Genomic DNA, 16,656 nt, shown 5'->3' with positions numbered 1-16,656 from the left:
ATTTCCGGTTTGCGCCCCCGATTGAACGGCGTGTTTGAGCTCTCCCGATGCCTAAATCGGGAAGCGAGGAGTGAAAGCGGGAATTTGGCGCCCAAAGTATATGTATTATTTTGGCGAAATTCCTACTTCTTGTTTTCGTCTATAAAATTTTTGGTTTCTTGAAAGCGATTACTCCAGGGGAAAAAGTATTGCAGAATCATGGGAATGTGGCCTTTGTTCACGATAATTGGTTTCACTTCTGGTTGAAATTCATTCAGTTTTTCGATAAAATTTTTGTTAGCGGTTGTGATCGATTGATAGGTTTTGGAGCCCACGTAAATTAGAAAAGGCGGCGATTTTTCATCTAGAAAATTAATAGGTGAAGCTTGGTACCAATTGTCGGGATTGTTGCTCCATGTCGCCAAATAATCATCGGCGGAAGTAGGTGGATTTTTTTCCAGATAGTTTTTCATGTCGATTCCGGCGCCATCATTTAAAATAATTCCGGCGACAGAATTTTGGGCGATGCCAAATTTTGGATTAAGAACAGCAGAGGATACCAATTGTGCTCCCGCGGAATGGCCCGTCACGAAAATATTTTGGGAATTGCCATTGTATTTTTCTATATTTTTTTGTGTCCATTTTACAGCTGCTGCAATTTCTTGCGTCATTTGGTCCACATTCGCTTTCGGACTCAGCGTGTATTCTGGCATCACGGTAATCACATCTTTTTTGGCAAAGTTGCGCCCCAAGAAACTGTAAAAATTCTTATTACCACTGTTCCAGTTTCCGCCGTGAACAAAGAGGAGAACGGGAAGTTTTTTGTTTTCGGCTTTTTTGGGTACGAAAATATTGAGTTTTAAATCTTCTTGATTTACCGTTTGGCTATACACCACGTCTTTGTATTTAACGGATTGACAACTGAAAATAAGGAAGGAAACCAAGGTGAGTGCGATTAATTTTTGCATGTTTTAAAATACGAGATTCGGGTGAATTAAGATTTTCTTAAAGTAATTGGAACAAAAAAGCCACGACAAAAATCGCAGCTTTATTGGACTTATTTTTGAGTATTAGTGCGCATCGTGACCATCTACGCCATGAGCGTGACCATGATCCAATTCTTCTTCGGTTGCAGGTCTTGTAGATTCTACTTCCAAATCAAAATGCAAAGTTTTTCCCGCCATTGGATGGTTTAAATCAACCACAACTGCTTCTTCCGTAACCTCTAAAACGATGGCGTTTAAGTGATTTCCTTCTGGATCTTGTAGTGGCAACATTGCTCCCACAGGTGGCATCCCAGATTCTGCAAACATTTCTAAGGGCAATTCTGTTTTTGCGTTTTCATCTTTATCACCATATCCTTCCTCTGGAACGATGGTGAAAGACTTTTTATCGCCTGCAACCAATCCAAAAAGATGTTCTTCAAACTTCGGCAACATCATTCCAACTCCGTATAAAAAAGTGAAAGGTTGATCCGCTTCTGTTTTCTCGATAAAGGTGTGATCGCCGTTTTCTTCTACCGCGTTCAGGGTGTATTGTAGTGCAACTACGTGATTTTTGTCTATTTTCATAAAATAAATTTTAGGAAGAATTTTTCAATTCTCATCTTAATGAAGTAATGATTTAAGGGTAACCGCTGGATTACTCTTTTGGTGGTGCAAAGGTAAGAATTTCAAATAAAATGAATTGTAAACCACAAAAGTCAAAAAATAATCCTTCGGAATAAATTGATTTCATTGAGCAAATAAGTTTCTGAACTATTTAATTTTCGTAGGAAATCTTAATCTTCTTAATCCCTCAATTCAATTGTAATTGTTATGTTTTATTTTAAATTCCCCCAAATATTAATTGTGAATTAAAGCAAATTCCTTGACTCGCTGTTGAGAGGAAATGAAACATTTTAATCAGTCTTTAATTCAATATTAAAATCTTTCGTCAAACGTAAAATTCCTACCATTACATTTTCGGGGTGTTCTGTAAATCCTTTTAATCGAGAAGTTTTGCCTTTTATAATTAAATCATGAATCTGCTTTTCGGTAAGGTTTTTCCCGAATTGTTGGAAAGGGATTTTAAAACCACATCCTTTAAAATTTCCACAACCGATAGCGGTTTTTCCTTTAATCAGTTCACTTTCTTTGCATTTTGGACAATTTTCATTTTCCCAAATGATTGCAGTGGATTTTCTTGGAACTGCTTCTTTCACTTCTTTTGTCACAATTTCTTCTACATGAGAAAATACCATGGATTTTTGATTGATGACTTTTTTAGTCAAAGCCGTTACCATCTCGATTAACTCATTTTTAAAGGTACCTGCATCATATTCTCCGCGTTCGATTTTGCGCAGTTTAAATTCCCATTCTCCTGTTAATTCGGGGCTTTTTAAAAGTTCATCATCAATCGTATCAATCAATTGAACTCCCGTAGAAGTGGCGATGATATTTTTCTTCTTGCGCTCAATATATTTTCGCCGGAATAGGGTTTCAATAATATTTGCGCGCGTAGAAGGTCGACCGATGCCACTATTTTTCATCAGTTCCCGCAATTCTTCGTCATCAACTTGCTTTCCCGCAGTTTCCATGGCACGAAGCAAAGTCGCTTCTGTGTACGCTTTCGGTGGACTGGTTTTTCCCTGATGGATAAGGGGAAGATGTGCACCTTTTTCTCCTTGTTTAAATTCTGGAATGGTCTGTTCTTCGTCTTTATCTCTTTTCTCCGGCTCTTCTTTTTTATCTTTTACATAGACTTCCCGCCATCCTAATTCCAGAATTTGACGTCCAGAGGTTTTAAAGGGAATTGTGCCAACTTGCCCTTCTACTAAAGTATTTGAAATTTTACATTCTGGATAAAAAACTGCGATAAATCTTTTTGCTACTAAATCGTAAATCAGTTTTTCTTCTCTGCTTAAATTCGAAGAGGGAGGAATTTCTGTAGGAATAATCGCGTGATGGTCCGTCACCTTCGCATCATCAAAAACTATTTTGGATTTTGGAATGGGTTGCGACAAAAGTGGAGCCGTTAATTCTCGGTAATGCTTCATACTTTCGAGAATTCCTTTAATTTTCGGATGTAAACTTTCAGAAAGGTAAGTGGTGTCTACTCTTGGGTAAGTGGTGTGTTTTTTCTCGTATAAACTTTGAATATACTTCAGCGTATTTTCTGCAGAATACCCAAATTTTTTATTGGCTTCTACTTGTAATGCGGTTAGATCAAAAAGTCGCGGATTTTTTTCTTTTCCTTCTTTAATTTCAAAAGAGATAATTTCAAAATCGTGTTTTTTCAAATAGTCCAAACCTTTTTCTGCTTTTTCCTTCGATTTCAAACGATCAATAGAAGCATTGAAAATGACGTCGCGGTATTTTGTTTTCAGTTCCCAATATTCCTCCGTAGAAAAAGAGTCCATTTCTTTTTGCCTTTGAACAATCATGGCTAAAGTTGGCGTTTGCACGCGTCCAACGGAAAGTACAGTTTTATTGGCTCCGAATTTTTTCGTGAATAATCGGGTTGCGTTGATCCCCAAAAGCCAATCGCCAATGGCCCGCGCATTTCCAGCCAAATAGAGATTTTGGTAATCTTCCGCCGGTTTTAGATTGGCAAAACCTTCTTTGATGGCTTCCTCCGTTAGAGAAGAAATCCAAAGTCTTTTGATGGGTTTTTTACATTTTGCTTTTTGCAGTACCCATCTTTGGATGAGTTCACCTTCTTGTCCCGCATCTCCACAATTAATTACAGATTCGCAATCTGCTACTAATTTTTCAATAGTTTTAAATTGCTTTTCTACACCTGGATTTTCGATGAGTTTAATTCCGAAAGGTTCTGGAATAATGGGTAGATAAATAAGATTCCAGGCTTTTAGATAAGGTTTGTAATCGTGGGGTTCTTTTAGCGTACAGAAATGTCCGAAAGTCCAAGTCACACAATACCCGTTACCTTCCAGATAGCCTTGTTTTGCAACATTAGCGCCTAAAACTTTGGCAATATCTCTTGCAACGCTGGGTTTTTCTGCAATACATAAAATCATAGGTCAACTTCATTTTTTGGACGTGCTGCAAATCTGAGGAAATTTTACTGCATAAAAAAACGCTCCTGTAGTTTCAGAAGCGATTATAATTTTTAAAATATCTTATCTTAAATATTCATAAAGAGTTTCGGATTAACCGGCGTGTTGTTTTTATGAACTTCGTAGTGCAAATGCGGCCCGGTAGAACGTCCAGAGTTTCCTGATTTTGCAATAACCTGATTGACGTTAATGATCTGATTTGTTTTCACTAAAATCTGCGACAAATGTCCATATAGAGTTGCCAATCCATTTCCGTGAGAGATGATCACGCAATTGCCATAACCACCTTTCACGCCTGCGAAAATTACGGTGCCTTTTGCCGCACCTCTTACTTCTGTGCCATACGCGACCGCAATGTCTAGACCTTTATGAAACTGAATCTGATCCGGTTCTGGAGCACTATTTTTTTCTGCTGCTGATTTTGTCGCTGCCAAATCAACTGGATTGACTAATGTTCTCTTCACCACATTCCCTAAACTGTCTTTTTCTTCCAAATATTGGGGTTTCACTTCGGGTTTCACCGGTGTAGCCGAAGCTAAGAATATCGTTCTTGTCGGGATTGGATTTACTCTTTTTCCGAAGTTAGAAGAGATGTAACCATCGGTTGGTACGCCTAAGGGAACTTGTTGCAACTTATTTTGTAAGTCTACTAAATATTGGCTGTAGCGGTTGCTTTGTTTTGCCAAATAAACTGCGTTAGAAATGCTGTCTTGCGCAAGCGTTGCAATTTTTCCGTCTGTAATATTTTTCTCCGCTAAAAAAGAATTAAGTTCTCTTACCGTGTAATCTATTAATGCTAGATTATTTCGCATCTCCAAATAGTCGATGCTGTCTTTTTGGGTGTTGATTTGAACCAAGTTGACTTCGTAATTTTTATCATTTTTCTCCGAGAAAAGTTTTCCGATAAATAGGGATTGTCCAAAAATGATTAGTGCGAAAGCGCCTAGAATCACATTGACATTTTTCTTACTACTCAAAATATTCTTCATTGTTATAAATTTGGTAAACAGCTTGTTATAAAATTTTGGTGTGCGAAATTACTAAAAAATTAATTATGGTCTGTTTTTTTATAGAAACTTTAACGCAATAATTTTGATATCATTATGCTCTTCACGTTAAAAAATTCATAAAAAAAGGCGAAAATGCTTTTTCCCTTCTTTTCATTTTTTTCAGATGCATACTTTCATATCTTTGTCATTAAAGCGGTAAGACATGGTAAAAAGTAATATGGGTGATAAAAATACAATAGGTGTGGTAGGAAGCGGAAGTTTTGCAACGGCCATTGTGAAAATGCTTGCAGAAAATTGCGAAACGGTTCACTGGTGTGTGCGGAATGAATTTGTGAAAGGCGCCATAGAACTACGTCATCATAATCCCTCTTATTTAACTGCGGTTAATTTTGATATTAAAAAATTAGCCATTACCACAGATATTAATGAACTGGTTTCTGCGTGTGATATTGTTGTTTTAGCCACACCTTCTATTTATTTGTCGGATAGTTTAGATAAAATGACTTGCGATTATAAGGAGAAGATTTTCGTTTCTGCCATCAAAGGAATTGTACCAAAAGTGAACGATGTAGTTGCACATTACCTCAGAAATGAATTTAAAATAGGCTTCAGCAAGCAAGCGGTAATCGCCGGTCCTTGTCACGCAGAAGAAGTTGCTATGGAAAGGCTTTCTTATTTAACCATTGCCACCGTTCCAGAAAATCAGCAAGTTCTGATCGATAAATTTTCTTCTCATTTCATAAAAGTCAATGCCAGTACCGATATTCTGGGCAATGAATACAGTGCTATTCTTAAAAATATCTATGCCATTGGAGCGGGAATTGCCACTGGATTGGGGTATGGAGATAACTTCACGGCCGTTTTTGTAACCAATGCCATTCGGGAGATGGAAGTTTTTCTGGAGGCCATTCATGAGACGCCGAGAGACGTGAATGAGAGTGCTTACCTTGGAGATTTACTCGTAACGGCGTATTCCTTATTCTCTAGAAACAGAAATTTGGGTAATTTAATTGGAAAAGGCTACACCGTGAAATCTGCCATTCAATCCATGAATATGATCGCGGAAGGATATTACGCCGCGGATTCTGTCTACCAAACCGCGAAAGAGCAAAATATTAAAACCCCAATTATAGACACGGTTTACAAAATTCTCTATGAAGAAAAGAATGCGGAAAAATTGTATCAAGAATTGACCTCCATTTTGAATTAATAGCATTTGGGCGTATCCTTTCGTCGGTCGCTCCGCGCAAAGTACTTCTTCGTCGCATTTTGCGCTCCGCTCCCTTCTGCAGGTCGGTCTGCGTGCAGTAGCTTTTTTTGCCAACGCCAGAGCCTGCCGAAAAAAGAGCGCCAACAATGCACTTCGCACTTGCTCGAAAAGTCACCAGACGATGTTTTTTAGCTAAATTTTATAAATTAGTTTTTAATTGTGAAATAATGGAATCGCTTTTGAAGAAAGAAATTTTTATTAATCCTCTAAACTCCAAAGTTTTTTTTAATTTAGAGAAAGTATTTATTTACTTTCCATTTTAAACAACATTTTGACATTTCAAAATTCAATTTATTTATGCCGAAGTTTCTTACCGATACAACACCAAAACCGAAATATGATGCCATCTTAATTGGTGGCGGAATCATGAGTGCTACACTCGCAACCCTTCTTCATGAGCTTGAACCAACCATGAAAATTGCTATCTTCGAGCGCCTTGGTCGTTTCGCGATGGAAAGTTCTGCGGCATGGAACAACGCAGGAACTGGCCATTCTGCCTTCTGTGAATTAAATTATACGCCAGAGAGTGATGATGGAACTATCGACATTAAGAAAGCGGAAAGCATTGCAGAGCAATTTGAAATTTCAAAACAGTTTTGGTCCTTTTTGTTAGACAAAGGTTATGTAACCGAACCCAAAACATTCATCAATTCTTGTCCGCACATGAGTTTGGTCTTCGGGGAGAAAGAAGCTCAATTTTTGCACAATCGGCAAACGACGATGGTAAAATCTCCGCTTTTTGAAGGCATGGAATATTCTACAGATCATGAGCAACTAAAAGAGTGGATTCCGCTCATCATGGAGAAAAGAAAAGAATCGGAAGTCTTGGCTGCAACTAAGATGGACCTCGGAACAGATGTCAACTTTGGAACTTTGACCCGAAAAATGGGGCGGTATTTAGCAGAAGATTCAGCGGTGGAAGTTTTTCTCTACCATGAAGCGAAAGATTTGGATCTATTGAGAGATGGAACCTGGCGCATGGATGTGAAAGACCGAATGAATAATCACAAACAAGAAGTGATTGCAGATTTTGTTTTCATTGGTGCGGGTGGTTATGCACTGCCTCTTTTAGACAGTTCGGATATTCCGGAAAGTGAAGGTTATGGTGGTTTTCCAGTTTCGGGTCAATGGCTTGTAAGTTTTAATCCGGAATTGGTGGCAAAACATCAGGCGAAAGTCTATACTCAAGCAACAATAGATGCGCCACCGATGAGCGTTCCGCATTTGGATTTAAGAATAATTGATGGCAAAGAAGCTCTGTTATTTGGGCCATTTGCAGGTTTCTCGACTAAGTTTTTAAAAAATGGAAGTTATTTGGATTTGCCCGAAAGTATCAATTTTAAAAATATCCGTTCCCTTTTTGGCGCATGGTGGCACAATTTGCCTTTAACACAATATCTCGTACGGCAAGTTGCGATGACCAAATCCCAAAGAATGCAACATTTGCGTGAATTTGTAAAAGATGCAAAAGCGGAAGATTGGGAATTAAAAGTTGCGGGACAGCGCGTTCAAATTATAAAAAAAGATGAGGAGAAAGGTGGTAAATTAGAATTCGGGACAGAAGTGGTGGTGAATGAAAATGGGACTATCGCGTCTTTGTTAGGTGCATCTCCGGGAGCTTCAACCGCGGTTTATGCCATGACGCAGGTTTTAGAAAAATGTTTCCCTGAGAAAATGAAGGGCGAATGGCGGGATAAATTGTTAGAGATGATTCCAACCTACGGCCAGAGATTAGCAGATGATGCAGAACTCACCGCAAAAATTAGAAACTATACCAAAGAAAAACTTGAATTGGATTATTAATTTTTAATATGACCATCACCAAACCCCTGATTGTTCAGGAAATATTAGAATTATTGCAAACAAAAATCGAAGAAGAAAAGCAAGTCATTGTACATTGCTGCTTTCCTGCGACCCTGAGTTTCGGCAATTTAATTAGGATTTGGTCTTCTACATTTTTGGTAGATGACAGTATTAATCATAAAAGCACCTTGATTCACCACGAAAATATTAGTCTATTTCCCTATTGGACAGAGGTTCCACCATTTCAGGATTATTGGTTTACTTTGGTTTTTTCTGGCTTACCGAAAGATTGCAAAACTTTTGAACTCAGAGAGGAAATTCCAGAAAGTGGAGGTTTTTCCGTAAAAGATATCCGAAGAAATGTTTCTGATATTTATCGCGTTAAAATAACTTAAGAATTCGTCAGGGATTTCAAAACGTTTTATGAAAAATATAGCATTACTGCTTTTACTTGTACCCTTCATCGCTTTCTCCCAAACGGATAGAAAGCTGATTTCCGAAATCAAAAAATTTCAAGAAAACTTAAATGCGGAATATAAAAATACAGAGGAGTCGCCACTTCGCGGAGAGAATTTTGCCAAATTTAATGCGCATCCGTATTTCCCCATTGATCTTAGATTTAGAGTAATGGCTGATTTTAAAATTACAGAAAACCCAATTCCTTTTATGATGATGACTTCTTCTGGAGAGGAGCAACCTTATGTGGAATATGGAGTTGCAGAATTTAGCATTGAAGAAAAAGTGTATGCGCTGAAAATTTTCCAGAGCCTTAATCTAAAAGAAAAGAAAGGCTTTGAAAATTATCTTTTTCTGCCGTTTAGAGATGAAACGAATGGAAAAGAAACGTACGGCGGTGGAAAATATATAGATTTAACAATTCCAAAAGGTGGCACCCTCATTATTGATTTCAATACTTCTTATCAGCCATTTTGCGCCTATAATGCCTACGATTATAGTTGTCCGATAGTGCCGCAAGAAAATTTTTTACCCGTTGAAGTAAAAGCTGGGGTGAAATATAAAGAGGTCAACTATTAGCAATCTTAGTGCAATGGCATAAAAATGGATTTCGGAAGATTCTAACAAAAATCGATACCCATGCAAAATTCAGAGAAAAATAAACCAGCGCCACTTGTACTTGTAGGAATAGGAGTGATCGCACTTTTGATCGTATTTTATTTGGTTCTTACCATGTTCTTCCCAGATTTATTTCAAAGTATGACGGTGGGAGATGTTCAACCCGTAAAATAAAATTGTAATTCTTATTACGGAAATAACGTAACTGAACCTAAACTTTCTCCAAAAACTGATCAAAGCTTAAAGTCACGGAAACAGTGCCGTCCTCTTCAATTTTTTGCAGTTTCAGCCTTTCTATCTGGTTCACAGAATTTGGATCAAATGTTTTTTGAACCCGAACATAATTTTCGGTGAACCCAAACATCATCCCATTTTTATTTTCATGCTCCCAAAGTACGGGTAGCGTTTTTCCCATTTGTGTCTCATAAAATGCCATCTTTTTCTTTTCAGATAAAATGCGCATCATTTTATTTCTGCGTTTACGTTCTGGGATAGGTATTACGCCTTCCATTTCGGCTGCTTCTGTATTTTCTCTTTCAGAATAAGTGAAAACATGGAGGTAACTGATGGGTAATTCATTAAGAAATTGATAAGTTTCTAAAAATAATTCTTCCGTTTCCCCAGGAAATCCTACAATCACATCTACACCGATACAAGCATCGGGCATGACTTCCCGAATTTTATGAATTCTGTTATAATAAAGGTTGGTTAGATAGCGGCGCTTCATTTTTTTCAAAAGTTCATCACTTCCGCTTTGCAATGGAATATGGAAATGCGGCACAAAACTTTTACTTTTCGCCACCAATTCAATGCTTTCATCTTTCAACAAATTAGGTTCAATGGAGGAAATTCTAATTCTTTCAATTCCTTCTACTTGATCCAATTCAGAAATTAAGTCTAAAAAAGTATGTTCGTGTTTTTTATTTCCAAATTCACCCTTGCCATAATCACCGATGTTTACACCAGTCAACACGATTTCTTTAATATTTTTCGCGGCAATTTCTGTAGCATTGCGAACTACACTTTCTATAGTATCTGACCGGGATATTCCGCGCGCTAAAGGAATGGTGCAGTAGGTGCATTTGTAATCGCATCCATCTTGAACTTTAAGAAATGCACGAGTTCTATCGCCAATAGAATAACTGCCGATGAAAAAATTGGTTTCTTCAATTTCGCAAGAATGAATAATTCCGTTCTCCTGTGTTTTTTCTAAATCTTCTAAGAAACTTAAAATATTAAATTTCTCTTTCGCACCTAAAACCAAATCCACACCCTGAATTGCCGAAATTTCTTCAGGTTTTAATTGCGCATAGCATCCTAAAATCACCACTAAACCTTCAGGATTTGCCTTCATCGCCCGTTTTACGTGAAGCTTGCATTCTCGGTCCGCGTTTTCTGTTACTGAACATGTATTAATTACATAAACACTTGCCACTTCATCAAAACTCACTTTTTCATATCCCGCATCTGTTAAGTGACGCGCAATAGTAGAAGTTTCTGCAAAATTTAATTTGCAACCTAAAGTGTGAAATGCGGCGGATTTTTTGGAGATTGAATTCAATGTAATATAACTTTTGCGAGTGCAAATATAGCACTTTGAAAAATTTTAATTGAAGAAGAATTTTTTTACAGTTTAAAGTCCCTTATATTCTTCTCGAACCTCATTACTTTCTAAAAAACAAACCGGAGAGGAGCTTTCTTGAATTACTTTTGTTTGCTGCTTCTTTATAAAATCTGCATTGAATTCTGATGATTGATTCTCTGGAATCGAAAGATTTTTCCAGTCCTCATTTTTCAGCATTTTTGCAATGTAAATAATTTGTCCGATGTGATATGGATAATGCGCTAACTGACGTAAAATGGCATTTAAAAGAGAATGTTTTTCCCTACGAATTAGTAATGTACTGTAAAGATTTTCCTCCGTAATTTGGTCTAAAGCCGAAAATAAAGCCAACCAACCTTTTTCCCAAATTTCAATCATTTCAGCTTTGGTTTGGACGGTATTTTCAAATTCTCTATCTCGATTTCTCCCGTCTTTTTCGCCATCTTCTGTCAAGAAATTTGTCCAGCGCGAAATCATATTTCCAGAAAGGTGTTTAACTATGGTCAAGATGGAGCTACTCTCAGAATTAAACTGGAAAAGAATCTGTTCATCATTGATCTGAGAGAAAGTTTGATCACCCAATTCCTTGTAGTGTAAGAAGCGTTTAACAAATAAATCTTTCATTTTTTCCTAAAAATAAAACTAAAGTTAATCAATTTGTCGTATATATGCGTATGGAATGTAAAGTAACCTCGTTTATGCAAGATTTGAATTCTTTGAAAATTGAAAATCTTCAGAAATGGTTTAACGAAGAAAGTAGAATTTGGATTCCACCCGCAAAAGAAATTGAAGGTGGAGGTCGAATATTGGCATTGTTCCGAGCTATTTTTAGAAAATATGAAAATATAGAATGGAAAGCTTCCGAGATTTTCGATCTGGGAAATAACAGATTTTTTTATGAAACAGTTTCTCTAGGAAATTTGAAAGGCAAAGGCGAGTATAGCAATCATATTTGCACCGTGGTGAGTTTTACGGAGAATGGAAAGATTAAATTTCTGTCGGATTACTTCAAAGACACCTGCATGTTTTAATTTTTTTTTAATAGATAAAACAGCTGTTTTTTTAAAAATATTATTCCCAATTCTTAATTGAATTGGGTTTTTTAATTTTTGTAATATTAAGATTTCATTAGTGTTGAATTAAATAGGTTTAAAAATTTTAGTGAAAATTTAATTTTAATACATTTGTACCTTAATTTTAAGAAAAACTAATGGATTTTAAAAATTTTTCAATGCCGTTCAGCATCAATCCGGAGTACAGCAAAAAAGTTGCGTATTTCTCAATGGAGTTTGCGATTGATCAGGCCCTCAAAATATATTCTGGTGGACTGGGCTTTTTAGCCGGATCACACATGCGCAGCGCATTTAATTTGAAGCAAGATTTAGTAGGAATCGGAATTCTCTGGAAATTCGGATACTATGATCAAGCAAGAAATCATGATCAAACTTTGCAACCAACCTGGACCAAAAAAATGTATACTTTTTTGGAAGATACTGGAATTAAATTTCAAATTGAAATTCATTCTGCGCCAGTTTGGGTAAAAGTGTACTATCTGAATCCAGACACGTTTCACACAGCGCCCATGTTTTTCCTATCTACTGATGTACCGGAAAACGATCATATTTCTAAAACAATTTGTCACCGTCTTTATGATGCGAATGAATCTACAAAGATTGCACAATACGTTCTTTTAGGAAAAGGTGGTGCTAAATTATTAGATGTTATTAACTGCGAAAGAGATGTTTATCACTTAAATGAAGCACACGGTTTACCAGCTGCTTTCTACTTGTTGAAAAAATACGGTGGTGATTTGGAAAAAGTGAAAGAAAAGTTAGTGTTCACTACCCATACTCCAGAAGAAGCGGGTAATGAAAAGCATAATATTAATATGTGTTATGATATGTCTTACTTTTCTGGATTAACTTTAGATGAAGTAAAATCCATAGAAGGAGTAGAAGATGACCGATTTAATCACTCCTTGTGTGCGCTTCGTATGGCAAGAGTTGCGAATGGAGTTTCTCAACTTCATGGCGAGGTTTCTAATAAAATGTGGAGTAAATATCCAAATATTTGCGAAATCAAAGCCATCACTAATGCTCAGGAATTTAAGTATTGGGCAGATAAACCTTTGTATGATGCAAAAGATGATAATGATGATGTACTTTTTGATTTCCGCAAGAAACATTTGAAAAAGAGAGCTTTTAGAATTGTAGCAGATCAAACAGGAAATCTTTTTAATCCTAATATTTTTACCATCGTTTGGGCAAGAAGATTTGCGGGCTACAAAAGAGCTGATTTATTGCTTCATGATAAGGAACGGTATGAGCGATTATTGAATAATCCGAAATATCCCGTACAAATCATCTGGGCAGGGAAACCTTATCCAATGGATTATTCTGCAATTTCTACCTTTAATACATTGGTAGAAGAAAGCAAGTATTATAAAAATATGGCAGTACTTACGGGTTATGAATTATCCCTGAGTAAAACATTGAAACAAGGTTCTGACCTCTGGTTAAATAATCCACGTGTGCCTAGAGAAGCTTCTGGTACATCTGGAATGTCTGCAGCAATGTGTGCGTCTGTTAATCTTTCCACTGATGATGGTTGGATTCCAGAATTTGCAAAAAATGGCGTTAATTCCTTCGTTACTCCACAAGCGGATTATGATCATATGAGCGTTTATGAGCAGGATAATTTTGACTTAGAAAATCTATACAAAGTTTTGGAAGAAGAAATTTTACCAATGTATTATGATCGTCCAGATGAGTGGAGAAAAGTACAACATACTGCAATGGATGATGTAAAAGTTGCTTTTAATTCTGATCGAATGGCAGATGAATATTACAAGCAAATTTATTTGTAATCAATAATATTAAGCAAGAACAAATTTCCGCTCTGATGATAACAGAGCGGATTTTTTATGTCCATTTTTTAATTTTTAAAGAATCATCAAGCCAGGTATTTGGGAATTAGAATCATTTTACCGCAACCGATATATTATCATCATTGGTGCCGGTTTTACGGGATTGTGGTCTGCCATTTCTTTAAGAGAAAAATTTCCTCAAAAATCTATTTTGATTGTGGAGAGAAACGGCAGTCTGTGAAAAAACCTCCGTTTATTACTTTCAAAAATAGCGAAATTATTTCAATAATAAGGGAGTAAATTCGTATATTTAATAATGCAACACATCACCGGAATCGCCCGCAATCAAATGGTTTTTACGAGTTTAGAAGATTCGATTTCTGAAGATAATTCAGTTCGATTTGTAGATGCTTTTGTGGAGGATATCGATTTAAAAGCATTGGGTTTTGAACTGCAAACGGTAAAAACAGAAGGGCGACCGAGTTTCAATACGCAAATATTTCTCAAAATCTATTTGTATGGTTATCTCAATGGTCTTCGAAGTTCCCGGAAACTCGAAAGAGAGTGCATTAGAAATATTGAACTCCAATGGCTTTTATTTGGACTTGTACCCAATTACCACAGTATTTCTGATTTTAGAAAAAACAATTCTGCGGGTTTAAAAAAGCTGTTCAAAGTCTTTGTTTCTTTTTTGAAAGATGCCGATCTAGTTGCAGGAGAAACCATCGCCATTGATGGCACCAAAAGTAGAGCCCACAACAGTAAAAAAGCGAACTTTAATCAGAAGAAAATTGATAAGCACCTGGCTTATATTGAGGAGAAAACTCAACAATACCTGGATGAACTGGCTCAGAATGATGAGAAAGAAAACAGCACTACAATCACTAATATTCAGGAAAAAATAAAACGTTTAAAGAAGAATAAACTCCGCTACGAAGTCTTGGAAGAAAAATTAAAAGCGAGTGGCGAACCTCAAATCAGTACTACCGATGAAGATTCCAGAGCTTTACTGGTTCAGGGGCAAGTTGTGGAAGTGAGTTATAATATTCAAGCCGCTGTTGATGATAAACACAATTTGGTTGTTGCCACACACACCATTAACCGCAATGACCGTAATGCTTTGAGTGCTATTGCAATTGAAGCGAAGAAGAATTTGGGAGTTGAAACGTTTACTGCTTTAGTCGATAAAGGTTATCACAATGGTCGGGAACTCACCCAATGTAAAGAGGAAAATATCGTTACAATTGTTGCGCATCCCAATCAAGGTAAAAGCAATGAAAATGGGACTCAGCCAGATTATTTTGTTTCCAAATTCATTTACAATAAAGAAGATGACACCTATATTTGTCCAGAAAATCAGGTTTTAAAAACGACAGGACGGTGGCACAAGAAAACGCGCGATAGAGACAGTTATGAGTTCAAAAAATACCGAACTCCCGCTTGCAAAGAATGTCTTGTAAAATCACTTTGTACAAGCAGAACAGGCGGCAGAGAAATAGACCGAAGTGAATATGCCGATGCTGTTGCAGAAAATAATGAACGTTACCAGGCGAACGCACAATTATATCGAAAACGACAAGAGATTAACGAGCATATTTTTGGAACTATTAAGCGACAATGGGGTTATAATCATACGAATTTAACGGGATTGGAGAAAGTAAATGGCGAACATAGCTTGATAATGTTGGTGTACAATATCAAACGTGCGATGAATATTCTGGGAGTTCCGGAGTTAATTGCCAAATTGAAAAACTGGAAGTCACCTTACAAAGGGAACGTCAGTTATACTTTTAAAACGACCTATTTTAAGCATTTTATGACCTCGTTCAAAAATAGATTATCAATTGCAGCATAAAAAGCAGATGGTCTTAGAACAGGTTTATTGAGCTGTGAAAGATTATATTTATAAACTAATTATTGGAAATGTGAGTTTTTTCACAGCCTGACGCTGTTCCGCTTGGTGCATCTACCAGAAATTCAGGTTTTACATATTTTGGAAGTTTGACGGAAATTATTGCAGATGCAGGAAAAATGGGTTGGCCCAAAACCTTGCACTTGGTTAAAATGCAGTTTAAAGGTGTCGAAAAAATTCAGCATTACTTTAAAAAAGATGCCATTAATTTTGAAAATTGTGGCGGTTTTGCAATTTTGAAGGATATACAGTGTTTAGAAAAAATGGCTTAGGTAAATCTCAAGCTAAAATTGATCACAGGTTTAGATGAAACTTTCTTTCTTAGTCCGGAAAAAAGTACGCAATCCGCATTTCAGGAAACTGATTTTTTAGTGGAAAATCTAGTTGAAGGAGCACTCCATTCTGGAAAATTGGTCATGAAATTGGTGGAAAAATGTCAAAGTTTAGGAATAGAATTTCTCTTTGGAACACCTATTTTAGAAATAAAGGAAGAAAGAAATGCTGTTTAAATAAGGTCTGAAAACTTTCAGCTCAATGCAAAACACATCGTCATCGCTACAAATGCTTTAGCCACTTAATTAATTCCAGCCCTTGATTTAATTCCAGTTCGTGGACAGATTTTTGTCACGGAGTCGATTCCAAATTTGAAATTGAAAGCCACTTTCCATTTTGATGAAGGATATATTTATTTTAGGAATTTGGGAGACCGCATACTTTTAAGTGGAGCCAGAAATCAAGATTTTGAAACGGAAAACACGGGCACTTTAGATCTCACAGAACATATTCAGAATTACTTGGATAACTTTTTAAAGAAGGTCATTTTGCCGGAAGAGGATTTCAAAATTTCGCATCGATGGTCGGGAATTATGGCAATGAGTTCCGATAAATCACCAATCGTAAAAAGATTTTCTGCGCGGCAAATTGTTGCAGTGCAACTATCTGGAATGGGAGAGCTAGTTTCGAAGTTATGAAATTGACATCTTAAAAAAGTAATTTCTTTTGCCACGAATACACGAATTTTTCTTGATATGAAAAATAAAAATTTGTGCATCCGTGGCTTTTTCCTACCATAAATTGTATTT

17 protein-coding genes are annotated in these 16,656 nt (G+C 36.6%); 11 read left to right on the top strand and 6 right to left on the bottom strand.

Going from position 1 to position 16,656, the window contains the following annotated elements; translation table 11 throughout:
* Positions 1 to 122: 122 nt before the first annotated feature.
* The 4 genes from RCH13_RS03755 to RCH13_RS03740 all read right to left on the bottom strand — a co-directional run bounded on the left by RCH13_RS03755 (position 123) and on the right by RCH13_RS03740 (position 5,025).
* Positions 123 to 947 (bottom strand): alpha/beta hydrolase, encoded by an 825-nt coding sequence (locus RCH13_RS03755; RefSeq protein ID WP_326985871.1) that lies wholly within the window; start codon positions 945 to 947, stop codon positions 123 to 125.
* Between the two features lie 102 nt (positions 948 to 1,049).
* Positions 1,050 to 1,550 carry an FKBP-type peptidyl-prolyl cis-trans isomerase gene (locus tag RCH13_RS03750; RefSeq protein WP_326985870.1) on the bottom strand — a complete coding sequence of 167 codons (501 nt, stop codon included), beginning with the start codon at positions 1,548 to 1,550 and terminating at the stop codon, positions 1,050 to 1,052.
* Positions 1,551 to 1,879: 329 nt separating this feature from the next.
* A complete protein-coding gene (locus tag RCH13_RS03745) occupies positions 1,880 to 3,997 on the bottom strand; it encodes a type IA DNA topoisomerase (RefSeq protein WP_326985869.1) in 2,118 nt (705 codons plus the stop codon).
* A gap of 107 nt (positions 3,998 to 4,104) precedes the next feature.
* Positions 4,105 to 5,025 carry a M23 family metallopeptidase gene (locus RCH13_RS03740; RefSeq protein ID WP_326985868.1) on the bottom strand — a complete coding sequence of 307 codons (921 nt, stop codon included), beginning with the start codon at positions 5,023 to 5,025 and terminating at the stop codon, positions 4,105 to 4,107.
* Positions 5,026 to 5,248: 223 nt separating this feature from the next.
* Between RCH13_RS03740 and RCH13_RS03735 the strand changes: the two genes are divergently transcribed.
* The 5 genes from RCH13_RS03735 (at position 5,249) to RCH13_RS03715 (ending at position 9,367) form a co-directional block, all read left to right on the top strand.
* A complete protein-coding gene (locus tag RCH13_RS03735) occupies positions 5,249 to 6,256 on the top strand; it encodes an NAD(P)H-dependent glycerol-3-phosphate dehydrogenase (protein ID WP_326985867.1) in 1,008 nt (335 codons plus the stop codon).
* Between the two features lie 357 nt (positions 6,257 to 6,613).
* Positions 6,614 to 8,119, top strand: a complete 1,506-nt coding sequence (mqo, locus tag RCH13_RS03730; RefSeq protein ID WP_326985866.1) for a malate dehydrogenase (quinone) — start codon at positions 6,614 to 6,616, stop codon at positions 8,117 to 8,119.
* Between the two features lie 8 nt (positions 8,120 to 8,127).
* Positions 8,128 to 8,514: a hypothetical protein gene (locus tag RCH13_RS03725; protein ID WP_326985865.1), complete on the top strand. Its 387-nt coding sequence runs from the start codon at positions 8,128 to 8,130 to the stop codon at positions 8,512 to 8,514.
* 28 nt (positions 8,515 to 8,542) lie between these two features.
* Positions 8,543 to 9,154, top strand: coding sequence for a DUF1684 domain-containing protein (locus RCH13_RS03720; RefSeq protein WP_326985864.1), 612 nt, complete (start codon positions 8,543 to 8,545; stop codon positions 9,152 to 9,154).
* Between the two features lie 60 nt (positions 9,155 to 9,214).
* Positions 9,215 to 9,367: a hypothetical protein gene (locus tag RCH13_RS03715; protein ID WP_326985863.1), complete on the top strand. Its 153-nt coding sequence runs from the start codon at positions 9,215 to 9,217 to the stop codon at positions 9,365 to 9,367.
* Positions 9,368 to 9,404: 37 nt separating this feature from the next.
* Here RCH13_RS03715 and mtaB read toward each other — a convergent pair whose 3' ends face one another.
* Positions 9,405 to 10,760 carry a tRNA (N(6)-L-threonylcarbamoyladenosine(37)-C(2))-methylthiotransferase MtaB gene (gene mtaB / locus RCH13_RS03710; RefSeq protein ID WP_326985970.1) on the bottom strand — a complete coding sequence of 452 codons (1,356 nt, stop codon included), beginning with the start codon at positions 10,758 to 10,760 and terminating at the stop codon, positions 9,405 to 9,407.
* A gap of 66 nt (positions 10,761 to 10,826) precedes the next feature.
* On the bottom strand, positions 10,827 to 11,420 hold the full coding sequence (locus tag RCH13_RS03705; protein ID WP_326985862.1) for a DUF1572 family protein: 594 nt from the start codon (positions 11,418 to 11,420) through the stop codon (positions 10,827 to 10,829).
* Between the two features lie 74 nt (positions 11,421 to 11,494).
* On the opposite strand from RCH13_RS03705, the gene RCH13_RS03700 reads away from it, so the two are divergent.
* From RCH13_RS03700 to RCH13_RS03675, 6 genes are all read left to right on the top strand, one after another.
* Positions 11,495 to 11,827, top strand: a complete 333-nt coding sequence (locus RCH13_RS03700) for a nuclear transport factor 2 family protein (protein WP_326985861.1) — start codon at positions 11,495 to 11,497, stop codon at positions 11,825 to 11,827.
* Between the two features lie 179 nt (positions 11,828 to 12,006).
* Positions 12,007 to 13,662 carry an alpha-glucan family phosphorylase gene (gene glgP / locus RCH13_RS03695; protein ID WP_326985860.1) on the top strand — a complete coding sequence of 552 codons (1,656 nt, stop codon included), beginning with the start codon at positions 12,007 to 12,009 and terminating at the stop codon, positions 13,660 to 13,662.
* A 316-nt stretch (positions 13,663 to 13,978) separates the two neighbouring features.
* Positions 13,979 to 15,517: an IS1182 family transposase gene (locus RCH13_RS03690; RefSeq protein WP_326985859.1), complete on the top strand. Its 1,539-nt coding sequence runs from the start codon at positions 13,979 to 13,981 to the stop codon at positions 15,515 to 15,517.
* A gap of 146 nt (positions 15,518 to 15,663) precedes the next feature.
* Positions 15,664 to 15,846, top strand: a complete 183-nt coding sequence (locus tag RCH13_RS03685) for a hypothetical protein (RefSeq protein ID WP_326985858.1) — start codon at positions 15,664 to 15,666, stop codon at positions 15,844 to 15,846.
* 18 nt (positions 15,847 to 15,864) lie between these two features.
* Positions 15,865 to 16,083, top strand: a complete 219-nt coding sequence (locus RCH13_RS03680; RefSeq protein ID WP_326985857.1) for an FAD-dependent oxidoreductase — start codon at positions 15,865 to 15,867, stop codon at positions 16,081 to 16,083.
* A gap of 72 nt (positions 16,084 to 16,155) precedes the next feature.
* Positions 16,156 to 16,545 (top strand): FAD-dependent oxidoreductase, encoded by a 390-nt coding sequence (locus RCH13_RS03675; protein ID WP_326985969.1) that lies wholly within the window; start codon positions 16,156 to 16,158, stop codon positions 16,543 to 16,545.
* Positions 16,546 to 16,656: the final 111 nt, after the last annotated feature.

The sequence above is a fragment of the Chryseobacterium sp. MP_3.2 genome (assembly GCF_035984805.1).
Lineage (GTDB): Bacteria > Bacteroidota > Bacteroidia > Flavobacteriales > Weeksellaceae > Kaistella.
This window is presented reverse-complemented; position numbering and strand designations above follow the sequence as displayed.